Here is a 20,596-nt window from a genome sequence, read left to right on the forward strand (position 1 = left end):
AACCACTTTTTACATATTTTTCTTGTTCGCCGTAAACACAAAAGAGCCCGAAATCTCTTGACGACTTCGGGCTCTTTCTTATATTCTCCTTATTCCTCTTCCGGAGTAATCAGTTTATATCCCTTTCCGTGGATGTTGATAATCTCTATCTGCGGGTCGTCCTTCAGGTGCTTACGCAACTTGGTGATGTAAACATCCATCGAACGGGCGTTGAAATAGTTATCGTCAATCCAAATGGTCTTCAAAGCGAAATCGCGCTGCAGGATTTCGTTTGCATGTGCACAAAGCAGTGCGAGCAATTCGTTCTCCTTGGTGGTCAGCTTGGTTTGCTTGTCGCCGATTGAAAGCAGTTGCTTCTGTGTGTCAAACACGAAGTTACCGATATTGTAAAGCGTCGCTTCCTTGGTCTTCTTTCCATGTACACGGCGGAGGATTGCTTCAATACGGAACACCAGTTCTTCCATCGAGAACGGCTTGGTGATATAGTCGTCCGCTCCAATCTTGAATCCTTCGAGGATATCTTCCTTCAACTGTTTAGCAGTCAGGAAGATGATAGGTATCTCAGTGTTAACTTGGCGGATTTCCTGTGCCAGTGTAAATCCGTCTTTCTTAGGCATCATTACATCGAGGACACAGATATCAAACCTGTTCTTCAGGAATTCTTTGTAACCAACCTCTCCGTCAGGACAAAGCATTGCTTCAAAGCCTTTTGCCTGGAGGTACTCGCGAAGCAGCATACCGAGGTTCTCGTCGTCTTCGCACAATAAAATTTTCAAATTCTCTTCCATAATGATAAAATATTAAAACGTTAGACTTCTATTTTCTAAACACTCTTATTTGCATCCTCTTGGATTGCCGGGAGCGAGATGGTGAACGTGGTTCCCTTCCCGTACTCGCTTTCCATTCGTATCTCACCATCGTGCAGATCGATGATTTTCTTGACGTATGCCAATCCCAGTCCGAAACCTTTCACATCATGCACGTTTCCCGTATGCACACGATAGAACTTGTCAAACACCTTCTTCTGGTTGTCTTTCTTGATTCCGATGCCGTCGTCGGCGATAGAGAAGTTCAACCGGTCTTTCTCGTTCCAGGTCCTGATAACCAGGTTCAACGGCTGTTCCGGCTTCTTGTATTTGATGGCATTGTCTATCAGGTTGTTGATGGCATTTGCAAAATGTATCTCATCCACATAGATTGCGGAATCCACCGCCTCTATATCCAAACTGATTTTCCCGCCTGTGTGCTCCACTCGCAACTGGAATGAATGGGCAGCATTTTCCAGCATCTCGTTCAGGTCGAGCTCCTTGCGCTTGAACACCGCTTTCTTCCGGTCGAACATGGACATCTGCAACACTTTCTCGACAAGGAACCTGAGACGTTTCGACTCATCATTGATGACGTTTCCGAGGTGTTTCATCGTTGAAGGGCTCTTCGTCACCGACTCGTCGTTGAGCATCTGCGCTGCAAGTGATATGCTTGATATCGGCGTCTTCAACTCGTGCGTCATGTTGTTGATGAAGTCATTTTTCATCTCCGTATAACGTTTCTGCCGGAATATGACGACGATGGTGAAGATGAAGGTCACCAACAATATCAGTGTGAAGATGATGGAAGGTATCATGAACCGCACAGAGGAGAAGATATAGCTGTTCATGTCGGGGAAATGTATCTTTACCACGCCCATCTTCGACTGCGGGTCGTTACGGAAAAGCACCTGGCTATAGGTATATTCTTCCCCGTCTTCCGTATAGTCAGGACAGCGATAGACTTCGCGTCCGTCCTGCGTTGTCACCGTGAAATGGTAAGGAATGTTGATTCCGTTGTTCACCAGCTCAGCCTTCAGGTCCTGATCGAGCAGCTTGAAGTTGACGCGCTCCTGCAACGGCTTTTCCGATGCTGAATACAGAATGCTCATGATGACTTCATCCAGCAGCGACTTCTGATAGATATATCGGTTTCTGAAAATCTGCTGCATCGCCTTGCTCGTCTCCGAAGCCGAATGCTTGTCTGTCCTGAGGATAATGCCCTTCGGCATATTGCCGAGCTTTGTCCTGATGGTCTTCTCCTCGAATGAAGTGTGGTTGACAGATCTCCAATTACCGACTTCCGCCGAATCATTCATTGCCGATTTGCGCCGCGTCTCTTTCACGTCTTTCTCAAGATAGCGCAACGTTTCATTCAACTCCAGGTTGCGCGATGCCTGATACAGGGAACGATTCACAGACTCATCAAACTGCTCCCGCTTCATTTCAACCATCTCGTCGATGTATTTGATTTGAAGGAAAAGCAATCCCAGGAATGAAAATCCCATGATGGTCGCAATAATCCAAATCGTCATCTTCTTCATGCTCGCAAAGGTAAACATAAAACTTAATTCGTTAACACAGAAATGTTAAACAAATCCCCGTATTTTTAGTTTATTAACACTTGCACCCCATTTTAGTTGCATATAGCACACTAAACGAAGAAAGCCGAAGAATCAAAAAAGCAACAATCTGGGCATCATCTTCGGCAAACAACCGAACAAACAGGTTGAACAGTTTTGCTCAACCTGCTTGTTGAGTATAATAAAAATGGTATCAGCCTATGGGTGCTGCGCCTTTAAGGATTTCGCTCAGCTCCTCTTCTGTAAAAGGCAACAATTCATATTTGCCATTCTCTTTGTCCTTAACTAAATTCAAAGAAACGAGTTGTTCTACGATATGGCATGCTCTGTTATAACCGACACTGAAGTTTCTTTGGATTGTTGAGTTTCCGAACTCACCATTGTCACGCAAGAATAAAATTACATCATGGAGCAATGGGTCACAGCCTTTCTCTTTTAGTAATTGCAGAACCACTGATGCTTTTTCCCCATTACTGGTATTTGTCTCTTCGACAAGGCTTTGTTTCTCTGTTCCCGCCTGCAATCTCGCGAGAACAGTCATAAACTCAAACATACCATCGTCAATTTGATAGACTTCAAAATCCTTGTTATTAGTAAAAGTAAAAAGCAATGGTTTTTTATTGGCTTGATGTACTAAGACTCCATCTTTATAGATTGTCGTATATAGTATGTTTGTTAGAGGAATGTCTTTTGTCACATTCTTCTGCGCGCCAACATATATCAAACGCTTGTTCGTAAAAATCAGACGCCCTGCATCCAATTGAACGAAGCGTGTTATTTCGTTTCCGATAACGTTCATAGAACCAGCCCTTAAGAAGCCACTTTGCCAGCGAACACCTGAATACACAAAATTCATCTGAGTGGTTTTCTCTTGAAAAAGCCCTACATTGTTTATTCTGTGATATATATGTTCTCCTTTATTTAAGTTCAAGCCATAAGTGTCAGCAGAAATCTCTTGAAGCGGAAGGTTTATCAAGCCATATCGCTTTGAGATTGCCAACGCATATGTTTTTATCACATTGTCACCTTCCGAACCTTTTTCAAAAGGAATATTCTGGTCTATGAGTTCTGAGTTCTTAGAGTATGCAATATCATGTGGCATACCGCATTTAACATATACTTCACGAATATCCAAAGCATAATTCTCTCCGAACAATCGCCCGACGGTTGCAGCCCAATTATGTTGCTCTTCCGATAACCCGTCTTCTTGTGGGGCTGGAGCACTATTCTGCTTATTAACAAACATCTTCAGAAGGATGTAAAGCACCAAAAGAACAAAAAATATTCCTGCGAGAACGAAGAATGTAGCCATATCGTATTATTTTTAATACAAAGTTATTACTTTTTTCTAAAACACTTGGTAAATTTAGCAAATTATATTCAATCCTCAAAATTCCTGCGTCCAAATCTATTGTTGCTGCTATTATCTTTGTTCAAATCCGACGAAAACGACCTCGAAATACGACACTGCATAAACATACGGAAAAGGGTGTATAAACATACAGTTGAACTTTCGTTTTCCAAAAGTTGAACTTTTGCGTTCTAAAAGTTCAACTTTCACCGCCTAAAAGTTGAACTTTTGGAAAGCGATATTTAACATCCTGAAATTCAAAAGTTTACAAACTACACCCCAATCGCTCCACCCTTGCATAAATATACAAAAGCGGGCAGCCACCCAACGAGGGGAATGGGAGATGTCGTCGACCGCACATTAATATATATAATAATGTATATAAGAAAAAAGTCCCGGCATTCCGTTTTCCGGTGCCAGGACTTTCCCCGTATGCTGAAAGATGTTTTAATCTTCTTCCGCCAGTTCTGCTTCGTGCTCTTTGATGAGTGTCTGCTGGATATCGTTCGGCACCAGTTCATAGCTTGCGAACTTGGTGTTGAACGAAGCGCGTCCTCCGGTCAGAGAGCTGAGCGAGATAGAATAGCTGGCAAGTTCCTTGAGAGGAATCTTTGCCGACAGTTTCTGGTATCCTGCCTCGCTGTCCATACCCATGATGATGGCACGGCGTCCCTGCAGGTCGCTCATCACGTCACCCATATAGTCGGCTGGTACGAGCACCTCAAGGTCATAGATAGGCTCGAGAATCTTCGGTCCTGCCTCTTTGAATGCCAGCGAGAAGGCATTACGGGCTGCGAGCATGAAGGAAAGTTCGTTGGAATCTACCGGGTGCATCTTTCCGTCATAGACAACGACACGCACGTCGCGGGCGTAGCTACCTGTGAGCGGTCCTTGTTCCATGCGTTCCATCACACCTTTCAGGATGGCAGGCATGAAGCGGGTATCGATGGCACCACCCACCACAGAGTTCAGGAACACGAGCTTGCCACCCCATTCGAGGTCAACTTCTTCCTTGCTCTTGATGTTCATCTTGAATTCCTGTCCGCCGAACTTATAAACGGTAGGATCGGGCATTCCTTCTGTGTAGGGCTCTACGATGAGATGCACCTCACCGAACTGTCCGGCACCACCCGACTGCTTCTTGTGGCGATAGTCGGCGCGTGCAGCCTTTGTGATGGTCTCACGATACGGAATCTTCGGCTCTTCATAGGTCACCTGAATCTTCTCATTGTTTTCCATGCGCCACTTCAGGGTGCGGAGGTGGAACTCTCCCTGTCCGTGGACGATGGTCTGCTTGAGTTCCTTTGACTGCTCGATAACCCATGTCGGGTCTTCCTGACGCATCTTCATGAGGGCAGCCATCATCTTTTCCGTATCGCTCTCGCTGTTGGCTTTGATAGCGCGTGAATACTTGGAGTTCGGATATTTGATGAAGTCGAATGTATAGTCGCAATCCTTTCCATTGAGCGTGTTGCCTGTCTTCACGTCCTTCAGTTTCACCGTACAACCGATGTCGCCGGCACGCAGTTCATCTACGGAAATGCGGTTGGCACCTGCACAAGCGTAGATTTGTCCCATGCGTTCTTTCGAACCGCGGTCGGCATTAGTCAGGTCGTCGCCCGGTTTCACGCAACCGCTCATCACCTTGAAGTAAGACACCTCACCGATATGCGGCTCCATACCTGTCTTGAAGAAATAGAGCGACTCCGGACCGTTTGCGTCTGGGGCGATTTCCGCTCCACCCGCATTCTTCACTTTCGGCATTTCCTCCACGAAAGGAACCACATTGCCCAAGAATTCCATCAAGCGGCGCACACCCATGTCTTTCCCTGCACACACGCAGAACACGGGGAAGATGGAACGCGTGATAAGTCCTTTGCGGATTCCCTCGCGCATCTCGTCCTCAGTGAGGGCTTCTTCAGCAAAGAATTTCTCCATCAACCCCTCGTCGTTCTCGGCTGCTGCCTCGATCAGGGCGTTGTGAAGTTCGGTCGCTTTGTCCATTTGGTCGGCTGGAATATCCTCGATAATCGGGGCGCCGCCTTCGGGCTTCCATGAATATTTCTTCATGACGAGCACGTCAATCAGCGAATTGAAGTCAGGACCTGTTGCTATCGGATACTGCACAGGCACACATTTCTGACCATAAATCTCGCGCATGTTGTTCAGCACCATGTCGAAATCGCAGCTGTCCTTGTCCAGTTGGTTGATCAGGAAGATGACCGGCTTCTGCAATTTCTCCGCGTTGCGGAAAGCATTTTGCGTGCCCACTTCGGGACCATACTGTCCATTGACCAGAATCAGAGCCTGATCGGTCACGTTCAAAGCCGTGATGGCACCGCCGACGAAGTCGTCCGAACCCGGACAGTCGATGATGTTCAGCTTCTTATTATTCCATTCCACATGGAAAACTGTCGGGAATACCGAGTAACCATACTCCTGCTCCACGGGGAAGTAGTCGCTGACAGTGTTTTTCTGCTCCACGCTTCCACGGCGCTTGATGATTCCCGCTTCAAATAGCATACTCTCGGCAAGTGTGGTCTTGCCGCTACCCGCACTGCCAATGAGTGCAATGTTCTTAATCTCGTTTGTCTGATAGACTTTCATGATAATAATATTTAAGTGTTAATTCTGGTATCTGTGCATATTGGCGACTAAATTATAAAAAAATCAACAAACTGCCAAAAGTTTTTGTCGAAAACCGACTTTTTTTTAAAACATATTAGTATTTTTGCGTTGAATTTAGGTTCTTCATGGCAGGTCTTTACGTTCATATTCCATTTTGCGCGAGCCGTTGCATCTACTGCGGATTTTACTCTACGACCCTTCCGGCGCTCATCACCGACTATCTGTCGGCGACAGGCAGGGAGATGCAGCTGCGGAAACACTATCTGGACGAGCCCGTCAGCACCATCTATCTCGGCGGCGGCACCCCGTCGCAACTCTCTCCCCGCCAGACAGAACAAATCTTTTGCGACATTGACAGGACGTGGGGACTCGCTCATGCCGAAGAAGTCACGATGGAATGCAATCCCGACGACGTGACGGAAGAATACGCTGCGCAAGTGGCTACGCTCCCCATCAACAGAATCAGCCTCGGCATCCAGACGTTCTCCGATGAGCGTCTGCGCTTCCTGCACCGCCGCCACGACACACGACAGGCTCGACGCGCCGTTGAATTGCTCCGAAAGGCGGGCTTCAACAATATCAGCATCGACCTGATGTTCGGCTTTCCCGGCGAGACGCTGAATGAGTGGCGAGACGACATCCGGCAAGCGCTTCAGCTGGATGTGGAACATATCTCGGCATACAGTCTGATGTATGAAGAAGAGACCGCCCTGTTCCGCATGCTGGAAACGGGAAAGATTGACGAACTCGACGACGAGATTTCAAAAAACATGTATGAACTTCTGGTGGGAGAACTTGAACAAAACGGCTACGAACACTACGAAATCAGCAATTTTGCCAAGCCCGCGCGCCGCTCACGCCACAACAGCAGCTACTGGAAAGGCATCCCGTATATCGGCATCGGTGCCGCAGCACACTCTTACGACAGGACTTCACGCCAATGGAACATCGCCGACATACAACAATACATACGAGGCATCAACGACGGCTCGTGTGTCTTTGAGCGCGAAGAACTCGACCTCCGGACACGATACAACGACATGATTACCACCGCCCTCCGCACCTGCGAGGGAATCTCCATGCCCCTCGTGCGGAACGATTTCGGAGAAAACTATGCCCGCTACCTGCTGAAAAGTGCAGAGAAAAGCATCGCACAACACCTGCTGACACTGGAAGACGACCATCTCCGCCTGACTCGTGAAGGAGTGTTCGTCAGCAACGATGTCATGAGCGACCTCATTGCCCTCACGACACCCTGACCGACAAAAGGATTCGCCTCACTTCCTTCCACCCGCAAAGAGCGACGCCATCAGTCCGCGGCATCCGTCTTCAATCAGGTCCAGCGCCAGTTCGAAGGCACTGCCGTCCCCGTAATACGGGTCGGGAACGCTTGTGCGCCCCTTGTTCTCCACAAAGAAGTCACATATGCGCAACACCTGTCCACGCTCCTTTTCGGAAGATGCGCGCGAGAGAATCTCCCGCTCATTCTCCTCATCCATCACCACGATATAGTCGAAACGATTGAAGTCCGCCTCCGTAAACTGCCGCGCACGGCTGTCCAACACGTATCCGCGCTGCTGAGCATGGCGACGCATACGTGCATCGGGCAACTCACCCACATGCCAGGAGCCGATGCCGGCAGAATCTACCCGCACCTGCGCCGACATGCCGCGTGCCTCGAGCATCGTCTTCAGTACACCTTCTGCCGCCGGCGAACGGCAGATGTTCCCCAGACAAATAAAGAGCAGGGCTTCACACGCCCCCTTGCACTCACTCTCACGCTTTTCCATGTTATTCATTTTCGTAATGTGTTATTTCTGTCAGTTTGCCTACAAAGATACGGTTTCTTTGTCTTTCCACACAAAAAGAATTATAAAAAAGTGTAGAAAACAACCGTAAGAAGTACCCAACCTCTTCACTCGTCCACTGGCAATACAGCACATTTAGCGACGCCAATCGCCCTGTCCTTTTGTGAAAATTATTAAAAAAAATGCCCAACACGCAATCTTTTCCAAATAAATGATTATATTTGCTGTCGAATCTATTCATTAACTAAAAAACAAGAACAAGATGAAAAAGTTATTTTTAGCATTTATCGCTATGGGCGCAATGCTCTTTTCAATGGAAGCATCAGCGCAAAGCTCCAATACTGTTTATGTCTGCACTGGTAAATATTCTGTGAAATACCACAAGACAAACACCTGCAGCGGACTCTCCGCATGCACCAGCGACATCGTTTCAACAACTGTGGCTGCCGCCAAGAAAAACGGCAAGGAAGAGTGTCTGAAGTGCTATGCCAATGCGAAGGCTGCACCTGCAAAGGAAGTAAAGAAAGAGTCCAGGAAAGAGGTGAAAGAGACAGCAGAGAAGAAAACTACTAAGAAAGTAGCGACAAAGAAAGAACCAGTCGAGAAAAAAGTAGCTGAAAAGAAGACAGCAACCAAGAAAGCTGCAGAAAAGAAAACAACAACAAAGAAGGCTGCCAAGGATGCTGACGAGAAGAAAGTAGCCGAAAAGAAGACTACAACAAAGAAAGCTGCAGAAAAGAAAACAACTACGAAGAAGGCTGCAGCCAAGGATGCTGACGAGAAAAAAGTAGCTGAAAAGAAAACTGCAACCAAGAAAGCAGCTGAAAAGAAAACGACTACAAAGAAGGCTGCCAAGGATGCTGACGAGAAGAAAGTAGCCGAAAAGAAGACGACAACAAAGAAAGCAGCAGAAAAGAAAACAACTACGAAGAAGGCTGCAGAAAAGAAGACTACGACCAAGAAAGCAGCTGAGAAGAAGACTACAAAAAAGGCAGCTGAAAAGAAAACAACTACCAAAAAGACAACTACCAAAAAGGCAGCATAAGCCTCAAGCATTATCCATAAAAAGCGGACAGCCTGTTAAGAGGTTGTCCGCTTTTTCTTATTCCTTTCCCACAATCAATCAGTTTCCACCTTTCAGTCCGCCGACGACATCGGTATTCTCTATCGTCGTCTTGGTCTTCTTTACGCTCGCTTTCAGCTTGCCGAAACGATAAGAAACCATGAGACTGAACGAACGCTGCGTTTGCCATGAGCGGTCATAACCGGTGAAATCGCCTTGGTGTATGCGAGAGACCGTACCCGACATTTTCCCGTCAAACGGGCGGAAAGCGGTCAATGATACCGTCAGGCGGTCGTCTTTCAGGAATGAGCGTTGAAGACGGAATGAATAATAATGGTATGCAGGACCGTTGCTGTAAAGCGTTGGATAGTGTCCCAGCTGCCCTCCCCCATTCACTGAGAGATGGAGTTTCCACATCAGTTTCTGCGAAAAGTTCACATATCCGTCAGCCCACCAGCCCTCGGCACGCATTCCCGTATTGCGGTTCTCGAGAAAGCGGTAATGCACCGCAGCACTCAACGACAGTCGGGCGTTCTTCCAAGGAGTCATCTGCACATACACGGGGAAGCCAAACATGCGTGTGCGCAGGACGTTTCCATAGGTGAAGTGCAGAATCCCGTCTTCCACGTATTGTATGCTTGAAATGGCATGGTTTGTATAGAGATAGTTCGCCCGGACGTTGTAAGTCAGTTTTGCCCCTACGTGCATGAATGTCAGTCCGAAATTCATGTTTTGTGAGCTCCCCAAGTGTTCATTTCCGAATGATACCTGAGTGGGCGTTCGCGTGACTGCGGGGTTCAGATACATGATTCCCGGTCGGTTGATGCTCGTAGAGAAGGCGAATTTCAGGCTGTTGGCATCACTGATTTTATAGTTCAGGCTTGCCGAAGGCACGAAGTCGTGGAAATGTTTATGAAATCCCTGCTCATTGCCGTCGGGATATTTCGCAGACATATAGCTGTATTCGTAGCGGAGACCTGCCCGTGCGCTCCAACGATTGCGCGTGTACATATATTGCATATAGGCGGCACCGACGTTCGTCTGGTGATTGAAACGGTTATGAATCGGCTCCTGTTCACCATAGCCCAGCCACGTGTGGCTCCTGTTCTGCCGGGAAATATATTTCGCGCCAAGTTCCAATTTGTGGCTTTTGCCCATCGGGCGCACCCAGTCTGCCTGCCACGTATGCTCATAGAAACGGAGTTTGCTGTTCTCGTCCAACGAATTGTAGGTCATCGGCATGTTGACTCCATCGACGTAATCCGTATGGTCATAGTCACTGTTCTGCTTCATGGAGAACATATAGGAGAATGTCAGCACCTCCTCCGGACGGCGTGTCCTGTGCTGGAAGTCCAACCGTCCGTTCCATGTTCCCTGATAAGGGTTGAGCTGATTATGTTCACTGAAACGGTAAATCAGATTGCCCGCCGCATCGGTCATGACGCGATTACTCTTCTGGGTAAAGTCCAATTCATACGAGAACCCTCCGAACGACAGTGTCAGCAGGTTCAAGGAGTCGATATCGTAGCTCGCTTCAATGTTGCCGTTGAGCACGTTTCCGGGGAAGGAGCCCCAGCGCTCGGAAAACAGTCTGTTACCCGAATCGCCATAGACCCGTTCGCTCTCTGTATGGTTTCGTGTGCGACGCTCGTTCTGATGGTTGTAACCGAGATTTGCCGACATAATGAATTTCCCGATTTGTGTGGTCAGGAATCCGTATGTTCCGTGCGCTCCCGATTCGCTAATCCGCTCTGTGACAGCACCGGTCACACCAGCGATGTGCTGATTTTCCATCATCACGATGTTCAGAATAGCCTCCACACCTTCCGCATCTTCCTTCGCGCCCGGCTCAGTAATAACCTCGATGCGTTTCACCATGCTCGCCGGAATGGTTTTCAACACCTCCCGCGGATTTGAGGACAATGAGAGATCGGGGCGTCCGTTCTTATAAATCTTGAAATTGCCAGTGCCCTTCACCTTGATATTATCCTCACCGTCGATGGTCACCAAAGGTACCTTTCGGAGCATATCCATCAACGGCAGCGTCTTTGATTCTTCGTCAGCCTGCACATTGTAGCTGGTGCGGTCTATCTCACTCTTTATCAACTGGCGCTGACGGACGACGGAGACTTCCTCCAATTCACGCTCGTAGGCAACGCTGTCTGACTTGACCGACACACTGTCCTTGACATTCTGTGCCAAGGTGACCGTCATTCCCATGAGGGAAACGACCGTCAATAATAGTTTCTTCAGATGTTGTTTTTCCATATCGCTGTTCTTATGTCTTTCTACATATAATACACAGAACATGGAGATTTGTGACATCTGCGTTACGACTTTTTTATTAAGAAATGCCTCACAATGACGAGAAAAGGCTGCAGAAACCTTTTCCACAGCCTTTTGTCAATCAGAGAAGTGCGCCTATAAAAGTCACTTCCAGTCTCTGCCGAGAATGCCTTCTATTATTCCCTGCAACTCGCCGCTGACCCGTTGCACGCCGTTGAGCAGACCGTCTTTTGCTCCTTGCGCCATATAGCGGGCGCACTGTCCTTCGAGCACACCGATTCTCTTACGTTCCTCTGGGGTGTAATCATACTTCGCCATTTTCTTTCGTATCTTGGAAAAACGGTCGATGGCCTTTTCCCACTGGTCTATGGAATAATAAGCGCTCTTGTCGCGCAGGTCAATGGAGAGATTTTCCAGTTGATTGATGGCATGTTGCTTCGCAGAACAACCTGTCAACAGAACCATCCCCAAAATAGCGACGACGATTGTCATAAATAACTTTCTCATATCACTTCATGTTTAATGTTCAGTGCAAATATAAAGAAAAAAGTTGAATACGGCACCTTCTGCGCGGAAATATCTTTTACACATTATTATATATACGTCTCTGGAAAAAGAAAATTCTTTGTTAAAAATCTTAAACAAAAAGAACAACATATCAATAAAACATTTATATTTGCCGACGTATTTATGTTTTACTAAACAAAAAGTTATCATGAAAAAAGTATTATTTATGGCAGTAGCAGCTGCTGCTTTGACATTCACAAGCTGCAATCCTAACAAGACCAACGCTAATCAGGAAGGTGTTGACTCTACAATGACAGAAGTTGTTGACGACGCTGCGGCGCTCACCAACGGTTTGAACGAAGCTCTCGAGGCTAACGACGCAAGTGCTGTTGAGAAGGCACTCACTGCTGTTAAGGAGAAACTCGGTTCTCTCGACCTCGAAAAGGGTAAGGAAGTTCTCGCGAAGGTACAGGCTTTCCTGAAGGAGAATGCTGACAAAATCAAGAGTGTAGTTGGTGGAAACGCTATTGCTGCCGGTTTGATTGACAACCTGACGAACCTGAAGGCTGACGGTCTGGAGGCTCTGAAGGCTGCTACTGAAAATGTAGGTAACGCTGCCGAAGGCGCTGTTGAGGGCGTGAAAGACGCTGCTGCCGACAAAGCAAATGCAGTGAAAGATGCTGCTGCTGAGAAGGTAAACGACGCTGCCAACAAGGCTGCTGAGAAGGTGAATGATGCTGCGAACAAGGCTGCTGACAAGGCTGCTGAAGGTGCAAAGAAGGCACTCGGTCTCTAAGAGAGTTAGAGTTCGTTTACAACAATAAAAAAATCGCGTGGCTTTACGGCTACGCGATTTTTCTTATCTTTTCGTCTTTCGTCTCATTAACGAATCCTGTCTGCCGAGCGTACCAGTTTCTCATCTGCCATGATGGAACGCCGCGCCAGCATATAGCCTATCAATGCTACAAGGGGCAGGGCTGCGACCCATGTGGGACGGAAAGACACTTCGGGAAACCTTCCTCCAAAGTAGTAGGCATAAATGCCGTAGGACAGATACCAGCCGACAATCAGCAGGATTGATGCCAGACACAGTGCGCTCTGCAACGGACGATTCTTATAGATGAATATCGTCACAAGTCCGATGGTGCATGATGCGAGCAACACGGCAAACAGTGGCCATACTGCGAAGGTGCGTGTGCCGTCGCCTTTCAGAATCCAAAGATTGTAGAACTCCGACTCTGCATTGCCTAATTCTTCCGGAACGATGGTTCCTATTTGCAGGCACATGCATACTGCCGTCAGGATGACTGCCAACAGCATGAAAACAGTTTGTTTACGTTGCAACATATCTATCTCTTTTTTTTGAGGCGAGCGCCTTTTGCCGGTGCTTGCCCTACTCTGTTTTAATCCTGTGTATCTTTTGACGGGTCACGGAAATATACTTCCCCGTCAATGAACTCCTGTGTTGCCAGCAACGTTGCCTTCGGCAGTTTTTCGTAATAACGTGAAATCTCTATCTGCTCACGATTCTCAAATACTTCCTCAAGACTGTCATTATAGGATGCAAATTCCTGCAGTTTCTTGCTCAAGTCTTGTTTGATTTCCGCAGAAATCTGATTGGCGCGCTTTGAGATGATTGCGACACTTTCATACACATTACCTGTCTCGTTGCAAAGATCCATGATGTCTCGTGAGACGGTGTTTACCGGTGCTTTTGATTTCTTATAATCCATTTGAATTGATTTAGTTGATTTCTATTCTTTTTTTAATCTTTCAGATATTTCTTGCATGCTTCAATGTATTTCTCGGCTGTAGCACGCTCCTCTGATTCGGGGTATTGGTTCACGAATCCATAGCATTCGTCTTCTGCCTCGCGGTATCGCTCCAGTTTTTTCTCTTCCACGCTCTGTTCTGCCAGCTTGAACTTGCTTTTCATTATCAGTATGGCAAAATCCTCGCGGTAGTCACTGTAAGGATAATCTTTTATTGCATTCTGTGCCGTTACGATGCATGCCTCGTAATTATTACCGCCATTCGTGCAGTTACCGAAATAGGTTCCCAGATTATAGTACAGTTGTGCGGAGAGGAACTCTTTCTTGACGAGTTTTCCTTGTAGTTCGAAGAGGCGTTGCTGTGCGGTCTCGCGCATCTGACCGTCTGGATACAGGTCAAGATATTCTTGGAAGGCGCCTATCGCTGCGATGGTCGGTGTCTGGTCCAAGCGTGGCTCTGGCGTGCTCATGTATAGGCTTTCGCCTACATAGAACGATGCCATCTCTGCATACTCGCCCCGTGGATATGAGGAGATATATTTCTTGAAATAGGTTGAAGCTGTTTCATAATCCTTGTAGCGATATTCGGACATTGCCAGCATATACATGCACTCCTGGGCATTTTCCGTTCCTTTCATCACTGTCAGCACTTCCTGCAGCAGTGTGATGGCGTTTGCATACTTACCGCGAATGTAGCATTCCTTCGCATATTCATATTTATAAGCATAGTCAGGCGACTTATACACGCGGTTGAACTCTTGCGCACAACCTGCAAGAACTGCACACCCGAATAACCATATAGCCAGTCTCTTTATCATAAAAAATGCTGATTCTCAACTTTTGACCTGCAAAAATACATATATTTCCGCGTTCTGCAAAGCATTCTTACGCTTTTTTAGCAAAAAAAAACTTAAAAACAAGTGGTTGGGATGAAAAGTCCTGAAATACATCTGATGAAAGTGTGTTATTCTCGATTCTTTGTAGTAATTTTGCAAGCACTATATTATTTGTTGCAGGTGTTATATTAATTCGCAGGTGTTATGGATAGATTCAGGCTTACGTCTAAATATCGTCCGACGGGTGATCAGCCGGAGGCTATTGGTCAGTTGACGGAGGGTGTTGTTGGGGGCTGTGGTGCTCAGGTGTTGCTGGGTGTCACGGGTTCGGGTAAGACGTTTACTGTTGCTAATGTGATTGCGAATGTGAATCGTCCGACGTTGATTTTGAGTCATAACAAGACGCTAGCTGCTCAGCTTTATGCTGAGATGAAGGAGTTTTTTCCTGAGAATGCTGTTGAGTATTATGTTTCTTACTATGACTATTATCAGCCGGAGGCTTATTTGCCTCATACGGACACGTATATTGAGAAGGATCTTGCGATTAATGATGAGATTGACCGTCTGCGGTTGTCTGCTTTGTCTGCTTTGCTTTCGGGCAGGCGGGATGTTGTGATTGTCTCGTCTGTGTCGTGTATTTATGGCATGGGTGGTCCTGCTGCGCTGAGTGGTTCTGTGATTGATATCCGTGTTGGTCAGCGGCTGAGCCGGAATGGGCTGCTGAGGATGTTGGTTGATGCGCTTTATGTGCGTAATGACGTGAGTCCTTCGAGGGGTGAGTTTCGTGTGAAGGGTGACACGGTTGATGTGTTTATTGCCTATAGTGTGAATTTCATTCGTGTGACGTTCTGGGATGATGAGATTGAGAGTATTGAGGAGATTGACCCTGAGGATGTGGCGGTGCATGCTGTTGCGCTTGATGGGTATCAGGTGTATCCTGCGAATTTGTTTGTGACGACGAAGGAGCAACAGGAGGTTGCTATCAGGTGTATTCGTGAGGATTTGCGTGAGCGGATTGATTTTTTCACGGAGATGGGTGATGGTGTGAGGGCTCAGCGTATCAAGGAGCGTGTGGAATACGACATTGAAATGATTAAGGAGTTGGGTCACTGTGCCGGGATTGAGAATTATTCGCGGTATTTTGACGGCCGGCTGCCCGGTCAGAGGCCTTACACGCTGCTTGACTTTTTCCCGGATGATTTTCTTCTAGTGATTGATGAGAGTCATGTGAGTGTTCCGCAGCTTAGTGCGATGTATGGTGGTGACCGTGCCCGGAAGACGAACTTGGTGGAGTATGGTTTTCGTCTGCCTGCGGCTTTTGACAATCGTCCGCTGCGGTTTGATGAGTTCCGGGAGATGGTTCACCAGGTTATTTATGTTTCTGCGACGCCTGCGGAGTATGAGCTTCGGGAGGCTGAGGGTGTTGTGGTGGAACAGGTTATTCGCCCGACTGGTTTGCTTGACCCTGTTATCTATGTGCGTCCGAGCCATAATCAGATTGATGATTTGCTTCACGAGATTCGGTTGCGGACGGAGAGGGACCAGCGGACGTTGGTCACAACGCTCACGAAGCGTATGGCTGAGGAGCTCACGCAGTATCTTCTGGAGCATGACATCCGGGCGTCTTATATTCACTCTGATGTTGCTACACTTGACCGTGTGAGGATTCTTGCGCAGCTGAGGGAGGGAACGTTCGATGTTCTTGTGGGTGTGAATCTCCTGAGGGAGGGTCTTGACTTGCCTGAGGTGTCGCTTGTCGCGATACTTGATGCTGACAAGGAGGGTTTTCTCAGGAGTCACCGTTCTCTCACTCAGACGGCTGGAAGGGCTGCGAGGAATATTGACGGGACGGTGATTATGTATGCTGACACGGTTACTCAGTCGATGCAAAAGACGATTGATGAGACGGAAAGGAGGCGCAGGAAGCAGCTGGCATATAATGAGGCGCATCATATCACGCCTAAGCAGATTATCAAGGCTGTCAAGAGTCAGGGTTTGCAACAAGGGGATGCTTCAGGGGAGTCGGCAAGCCGTGACACAAACAGGAGATACCAGCCATACGTTGAAAAGGAAAACGGTATTGCGGCTGATCCTATCATCAGGCGGATGACAAAGGAGCAACTCCAAAAGGCTATCGAACACACTACGCAGATGATGAAAGAGGCTGCGAAGGAGCTTGATTTCCTGCAAGCTGCGCAATACAGGGACGAGGTTATAAGGTTGCAGGACTTGCTTGAAAAAAGTTAAGTGCGGGATTTCGGGGTTTTCGTTATTTCGTTATTTCGAATAAGTTCCTTCCGCTCGACAATAAAAATAAAAATGGCTTTTATTTTGTATTGTGCTCACTAAATCGTAACTTTGCACAAATTTCAATCCGTATGAGAAAGGTTATTATTTTTATGATGCTGTGTCTTCCTGTCACACTTGTGGCACAGACGCCGGTTCAATCTGCAGAGCGTATCGCACAACTGAAAGCTGAAGCTGCTGCGAAGGCTAAGGCTGCCGAGGAGGCTGCCCAGAAAGCGCTTGAGGCTGCAAAAGCTGCTGAAGAGGCTGCAAAAGCACTTGAGATAGAGGCAGCAAAAACGCAACAGGCACAGCAAAAGGCTGAACAGGAACGTATGGCTGCACAGAAGGAGGCTGAAAAGAAGAGAACAGAGGCGCAGCAAAAGGCTGAGCAAGAGCGCATCGCTGCACAGAAGGAGGCTGAAAAGAAGAGAACAGAGGCACAGCAAAAGGCTGAACAAGAGCGCATCGCTGCACAGAAGGAGGCTGAAAAGAAGAGAACAGAGGCGCAACAGGCGCAGCAATGGACGAAACCTGTCATCCAACCTACGCCAGACGAAGAGGTTAAGCAACAGAAGCCTAAAGAAGAAAACGAAGAAGACGAAAAATATCTCGAGGGAGCTGTTCCGCTCGTGAACGGGAACATCGAATGGGAAAAGACATTCGAAACGGCAAATTCCCCTGATGACAATTATCAGCGCATGATGCGACTCTTTGCTGCGATGACAAAAGAAAAGAACCAACTGCCCTCCAGCAATGTCGCCCTGGTCAATGAAAGTGAGCGCACGATTGTAGCCCACTTCGAAGAGTGGCTTGTGTTCGCGAGCAACTTCATCTCTATTGACCGGACAAAATTCATTTATAATATCATTGCGACCTGTCAGGGGAACACTGTCAACGTCAGACTTTTCCGCATCAGCTATAGATACGAAGAAGAACGAACGACCAAGAGCCTGATTAAAGCCGAAGAGTGGATTACGGACGACGTATGTCTCAACAAGAAGAAGACGAAGCTCAACCGTATCTCCGGAAAGTTCAGAAGAAAGACCATCGACCGCAAAGATGAAATCTTCAAGAATATCGAACAAACACTGAATAACCAATAGGACAGGAGTATGAACGAAAAAGACAGACACACGACCATTCCAAGACGCCGACGCGACAGTGGCGAAGGAGAAAAGAGGCGGGACCCGTTTCTCCCCGTCCGCAACATCCTGAACATTATTTTCATGTTGCTGGCTGTTGTCGGAGTTATTGTCTATCTCACCAAATATACAGACACCGGAATCATCATCGTACTCGTTGCCATGGGGTTCAAAATGATAGAATGCATTTTACGATTTATCAAATGAAGAAGACACTATTACTCCTCTTATTCACGGGATTCGCATACGCCTTGTCGGCACAAGACTATAACGTGCTTACCGAAGACGGACGGTTTACGCCTGCCCAGCAACGGCAAAACAAAGGAAGCGACAGTATTCAGAGTCAGCACAAAGAAGTGCCGAAGGGATTGAAAGTCTGGACCGTTGACGAACTGTTCGGCGACCGCACGCCAGCCATCCCTGACACTGTTTCGCACATGTATATGAACAGTATCTTCACTACTGGGTTAAGAGGAGAATATAACACGCTCGGAAATCTTGGAACGCCGCGCTTGAATCGTATTTTTATAGAACGACCGGAATTGGAAAACGAGTTTATTTTCATTCATCCGTTCAGTTACTTTATAACGCCCGTCAGCGATTTCCATTTCACCAATACCTACTCCCCCATCACCAACCTATCGTTCAACACTTGCGGCAACAGGACGAACGGAGAGGACCATTTCAAGGCGCTCTTTGCCATCAATGCGGGGAAGAAATTCGGGGCGGGATTTAAGTTCGACTATCTCTACGGACGGGGATATTATCAGAATCAGAGCACATCACTCTTCAACTACAGCATGTTTGCATCCTATATCGGAGACCAATACCAGGCACACCTCCTGCTATCTGCCAACCACATGAAACAAGCAGAGAACGGAGGAATTACCGACGACAACTATATCACACACCCGGAAAGTTTCAACGACTCATACACAGAAAACGAAATTCCCACCGTCCTTGAACGAAACTGGAACAGGAACGACAACCAACAGATATTCTTCACACATCGCTACAACATCGGATTCCGCAGGAAAGTTCCTATGACGGAAGAGGAAATCAAGGCAAGAAAGTTTGCCATCGAATCGAAAAAAGAAAATCAAGCCGAGAAAGACAAGCAAGACGCTATCAGAAAGGCACGCGAAGAGGGACGGTCATTCAACGAAAACGAGTATGACAACCAAAAGGCCGTAGAAGGACGTCCTGAGAACGCAATCATCGCAGGCAACGAGCCGAAAGATTCCATACGCACACAGGGCGAGCGTATCACCGTCAGCAATGCACAGCAAGCTGACAGTCTCATGGCTATCGAGAAAAAAGCTGCAGAAGACTCGCTCTGGTACAAGACGGAGTATGTGCCTGTCACGAGTTTCATCCACACGCTCAAGTTCGACAACTACAAGCGGCTCTATACCGCCCATGACGTTCCCGACGGATATTATGCGAACACGTTTTATGACCTTGCCAACGACTCTATCAACGACAAGACACGTTTCTATGAACTGAACAACACCTTCGCCGTTGCGTTGCTCGAAGGCTTCAACAAATGGGCTAAAGCCGGACTGAAAGCTTATGTCACCCACAATTTGAGACACTATACCCTCCCCGACTCCATTGGAGGGACAAATTCGTACACTGATCATTCCGTCTATGCCGGCGGTCAAATCAGTAAAAGAGAAGGCAAAACGTTGCATTATAATTTAGCAGCAGAGTTTGGTGTCGCCGGTGCTGATGCCGGAGATATGTTCCTTGACGCGAATGCCGACCTTAACGTTCCGCTGTTCGGCGACACGGTGACTTTAGAGGCAAATGCTTTCCTGCACCGAACGACACCGGCATTCTACTATTCCCACTACCATTCCAAGCATTTCTGGTGGGACAACGATGAACTTGAACGATTTACACACTCCAGAATATCGGCAACACTGTCGTCGCAGAAAACGCGTACCGCCATTAAAGTTGCTTTTGACAACATCAAGAACTACACCTATTTCGGACACGCATACAACATCACTGAGGACTATGGACGCACGGCAAACGAGGTGAACGTGAGACAATGTCCTGACGGCATCAGCCTCTTCACGGCACAACTCAGCCAAGACCTCACGTTTGGTCCGCTTAACTGGGAAACGGTTCTTACCTATCAAAAGTCAAGCAAGCAGGATGTCCTGCCTGTTCCCGCACTCAACCTGTACACCAATCTCTATCTCAAGTTCAAGATCGCAAAGGTGTTGAAATGCGATTTCGGAGCCGACATGAGATTCTTCACCAAGTATGAAGCACCCGACTATGCACCGGGACTCGGACAGTTCACCATACAGGAGAATGAAGCAAGCCGTGTAAAACTTGGCGGATATCCCATCGTGAACGTCTATGCCAATTTCCACCTCAAGCACACACGCTTCTTTATCATGATGAGCCATGTCAATGCAGGCAGCGGTTCGCGTGAATACTTCCTCACGCCCCACTATCCGCTCAACGGACGCATCCTCCGACTCGGACTTTCATGGAACTTCTTCAACTAA

17 protein-coding genes are annotated in these 20,596 nt (G+C 47.4%); 7 read left to right on the forward strand and 10 right to left on the reverse strand.

Annotated features, from left to right (window positions below; all coding sequences use genetic code 11):
- Positions 1-89 precede the first annotated feature (89 nt).
- The 4 genes from GRF55_RS07540 to GRF55_RS07555 form a co-directional block, all read right to left on the reverse strand.
- Positions 90-788, reverse strand: a complete 699-nt coding sequence (locus GRF55_RS07540) for a response regulator transcription factor (protein ID WP_220367835.1) — start codon at positions 786-788, stop codon at positions 90-92.
- A gap of 35 nt (positions 789-823) precedes the next feature.
- The gene (locus GRF55_RS07545; RefSeq protein ID WP_220367836.1) at positions 824-2,350 is read right to left on the reverse strand and encodes a sensor histidine kinase KdpD; all 1,527 of its coding nucleotides are present in this window, start codon (positions 2,348-2,350) and stop codon (positions 824-826) included.
- A 232-nt stretch (positions 2,351-2,582) separates the two neighbouring features.
- Complete coding sequence (locus tag GRF55_RS07550; RefSeq protein ID WP_220367837.1) at positions 2,583-3,701, reverse strand: DNA translocase FtsK; 1,119 nt, start codon at positions 3,699-3,701, stop codon at positions 2,583-2,585.
- A 486-nt stretch (positions 3,702-4,187) separates the two neighbouring features.
- Positions 4,188-6,347 (reverse strand): translation factor GTPase family protein, encoded by a 2,160-nt coding sequence (locus GRF55_RS07555; RefSeq protein ID WP_220367838.1) that lies wholly within the window; start codon positions 6,345-6,347, stop codon positions 4,188-4,190.
- Between the two features lie 146 nt (positions 6,348-6,493).
- Here GRF55_RS07555 and hemW point away from each other — a divergent pair, with 146 nt between their 5' ends.
- The gene (gene hemW, locus GRF55_RS07560) at positions 6,494-7,627 is read left to right on the forward strand and encodes a radical SAM family heme chaperone HemW (protein WP_220367839.1); all 1,134 of its coding nucleotides are present in this window, start codon (positions 6,494-6,496) and stop codon (positions 7,625-7,627) included.
- Positions 7,628-7,645: 18 nt separating this feature from the next.
- On the opposite strand, the gene GRF55_RS07565 is transcribed toward hemW, so the two are convergent.
- Complete coding sequence (locus tag GRF55_RS07565; protein WP_370626704.1) at positions 7,646-8,167, reverse strand: low molecular weight protein-tyrosine-phosphatase; 522 nt, start codon at positions 8,165-8,167, stop codon at positions 7,646-7,648.
- 271 nt (positions 8,168-8,438) lie between these two features.
- Between GRF55_RS07565 and GRF55_RS07570 the strand changes: the two genes are divergently transcribed.
- Positions 8,439-9,221 (forward strand): hypothetical protein, encoded by a 783-nt coding sequence (locus tag GRF55_RS07570; protein WP_220367840.1) that lies wholly within the window; start codon positions 8,439-8,441, stop codon positions 9,219-9,221.
- Positions 9,222-9,299: 78 nt separating this feature from the next.
- On the opposite strand, the gene GRF55_RS07575 is transcribed toward GRF55_RS07570, so the two are convergent.
- The gene (locus GRF55_RS07575) at positions 9,300-11,507 is read right to left on the reverse strand and encodes an outer membrane beta-barrel family protein (RefSeq protein WP_220367841.1); all 2,208 of its coding nucleotides are present in this window, start codon (positions 11,505-11,507) and stop codon (positions 9,300-9,302) included.
- A 162-nt stretch (positions 11,508-11,669) separates the two neighbouring features.
- Positions 11,670-12,032, reverse strand: coding sequence for a hypothetical protein (locus tag GRF55_RS07580; RefSeq protein ID WP_220367842.1), 363 nt, complete (start codon positions 12,030-12,032; stop codon positions 11,670-11,672).
- 208 nt (positions 12,033-12,240) lie between these two features.
- Between GRF55_RS07580 and GRF55_RS07585 the strand changes: the two genes are divergently transcribed.
- Positions 12,241-12,828: a hypothetical protein gene (locus tag GRF55_RS07585; RefSeq protein ID WP_220367843.1), complete on the forward strand. Its 588-nt coding sequence runs from the start codon at positions 12,241-12,243 to the stop codon at positions 12,826-12,828.
- Between the two features lie 86 nt (positions 12,829-12,914).
- On the opposite strand, the gene GRF55_RS07590 is transcribed toward GRF55_RS07585, so the two are convergent.
- Genes GRF55_RS07590 through GRF55_RS07600 form a run of 3 tightly spaced genes read right to left on the reverse strand, consistent with a single transcriptional unit; the run spans position 12,915 to position 14,622 of the window.
- Positions 12,915-13,379, reverse strand: coding sequence for a DUF4293 domain-containing protein (locus GRF55_RS07590; protein WP_220367844.1), 465 nt, complete (start codon positions 13,377-13,379; stop codon positions 12,915-12,917).
- 56 nt (positions 13,380-13,435) lie between these two features.
- The gene (locus GRF55_RS07595; RefSeq protein ID WP_220367845.1) at positions 13,436-13,765 is read right to left on the reverse strand and encodes a DNA-directed RNA polymerase subunit omega; all 330 of its coding nucleotides are present in this window, start codon (positions 13,763-13,765) and stop codon (positions 13,436-13,438) included.
- A gap of 32 nt (positions 13,766-13,797) precedes the next feature.
- Positions 13,798-14,622, reverse strand: coding sequence for an outer membrane protein assembly factor BamD (locus GRF55_RS07600; protein ID WP_220367846.1), 825 nt, complete (start codon positions 14,620-14,622; stop codon positions 13,798-13,800).
- A 222-nt stretch (positions 14,623-14,844) separates the two neighbouring features.
- On the opposite strand from GRF55_RS07600, the gene uvrB reads away from it, so the two are divergent.
- The 4 genes from uvrB (at position 14,845) to GRF55_RS07620 (ending at position 20,596) form a co-directional block, all read left to right on the forward strand.
- Positions 14,845-16,887: an excinuclease ABC subunit UvrB gene (gene uvrB / locus GRF55_RS07605; protein WP_220367847.1), complete on the forward strand. Its 2,043-nt coding sequence runs from the start codon at positions 14,845-14,847 to the stop codon at positions 16,885-16,887.
- Positions 16,888-17,018: 131 nt separating this feature from the next.
- The gene (locus GRF55_RS07610; protein WP_220367848.1) at positions 17,019-18,032 is read left to right on the forward strand and encodes a DUF4468 domain-containing protein; all 1,014 of its coding nucleotides are present in this window, start codon (positions 17,019-17,021) and stop codon (positions 18,030-18,032) included.
- A gap of 9 nt (positions 18,033-18,041) precedes the next feature.
- Positions 18,042-18,278: a hypothetical protein gene (locus GRF55_RS07615; RefSeq protein ID WP_220367849.1), complete on the forward strand. Its 237-nt coding sequence runs from the start codon at positions 18,042-18,044 to the stop codon at positions 18,276-18,278.
- Positions 18,275-20,596, forward strand: a complete 2,322-nt coding sequence (locus GRF55_RS07620) for a putative porin (RefSeq protein WP_220367850.1) — start codon at positions 18,275-18,277, stop codon at positions 20,594-20,596. The genes GRF55_RS07615 and GRF55_RS07620 overlap by 4 nt, the downstream gene beginning before the upstream one ends.

It is taken from the genome of Prevotella sp. Rep29, from assembly GCF_019551475.1.
Taxonomy (GTDB): domain Bacteria; phylum Bacteroidota; class Bacteroidia; order Bacteroidales; family Bacteroidaceae; genus Prevotella.

Coding starts and splice junctions, on each gene's coding strand:
- GRF55_RS07590 (WP_220367844.1), bottom strand. CDS start 13,379: ATGTTGCAACGTAAACAAACTGTTTTCATGCTGTTGGCAGTCATCCTG.
- GRF55_RS07580 (WP_220367842.1), bottom strand. CDS start 12,032: ATGAGAAAGTTATTTATGACAATCGTCGTCGCTATTTTGGGGATGGTT.
- GRF55_RS07615 (WP_220367849.1), top strand. CDS start 18,042: ATGAACGAAAAAGACAGACACACGACCATTCCAAGACGCCGACGCGAC.
- GRF55_RS07570 (WP_220367840.1), top strand. CDS start 8,439: ATGAAAAAGTTATTTTTAGCATTTATCGCTATGGGCGCAATGCTCTTT.
- GRF55_RS07545 (WP_220367836.1), bottom strand. CDS start 2,350: ATGAAGAAGATGACGATTTGGATTATTGCGACCATCATGGGATTTTCA.
- GRF55_RS07575 (WP_220367841.1), bottom strand. CDS start 11,507: ATGGAAAAACAACATCTGAAGAAACTATTATTGACGGTCGTTTCCCTC.
- GRF55_RS07585 (WP_220367843.1), top strand. CDS start 12,241: ATGAAAAAAGTATTATTTATGGCAGTAGCAGCTGCTGCTTTGACATTC.
- uvrB (WP_220367847.1), top strand. CDS start 14,845: ATGGATAGATTCAGGCTTACGTCTAAATATCGTCCGACGGGTGATCAG.
- GRF55_RS07540 (WP_220367835.1), bottom strand. CDS start 788: ATGGAAGAGAATTTGAAAATTTTATTGTGCGAAGACGACGAGAACCTC.
- hemW (WP_220367839.1), top strand. CDS start 6,494: ATGGCAGGTCTTTACGTTCATATTCCATTTTGCGCGAGCCGTTGCATC.
- GRF55_RS07620 (WP_220367850.1), top strand. CDS start 18,275: ATGAAGAAGACACTATTACTCCTCTTATTCACGGGATTCGCATACGCC.
- GRF55_RS07550 (WP_220367837.1), bottom strand. CDS start 3,701: ATGGCTACATTCTTCGTTCTCGCAGGAATATTTTTTGTTCTTTTGGTG.
- GRF55_RS07555 (WP_220367838.1), bottom strand. CDS start 6,347: ATGAAAGTCTATCAGACAAACGAGATTAAGAACATTGCACTCATTGGC.
- GRF55_RS07595 (WP_220367845.1), bottom strand. CDS start 13,765: ATGGATTATAAGAAATCAAAAGCACCGGTAAACACCGTCTCACGAGAC.
- GRF55_RS07565 (WP_370626704.1), bottom strand. CDS start 8,167: ATGAATAACATGGAAAAGCGTGAGAGTGAGTGCAAGGGGGCGTGTGAA.
- GRF55_RS07600 (WP_220367846.1), bottom strand. CDS start 14,622: ATGATAAAGAGACTGGCTATATGGTTATTCGGGTGTGCAGTTCTTGCA.
- GRF55_RS07610 (WP_220367848.1), top strand. CDS start 17,019: ATGAGAAAGGTTATTATTTTTATGATGCTGTGTCTTCCTGTCACACTT.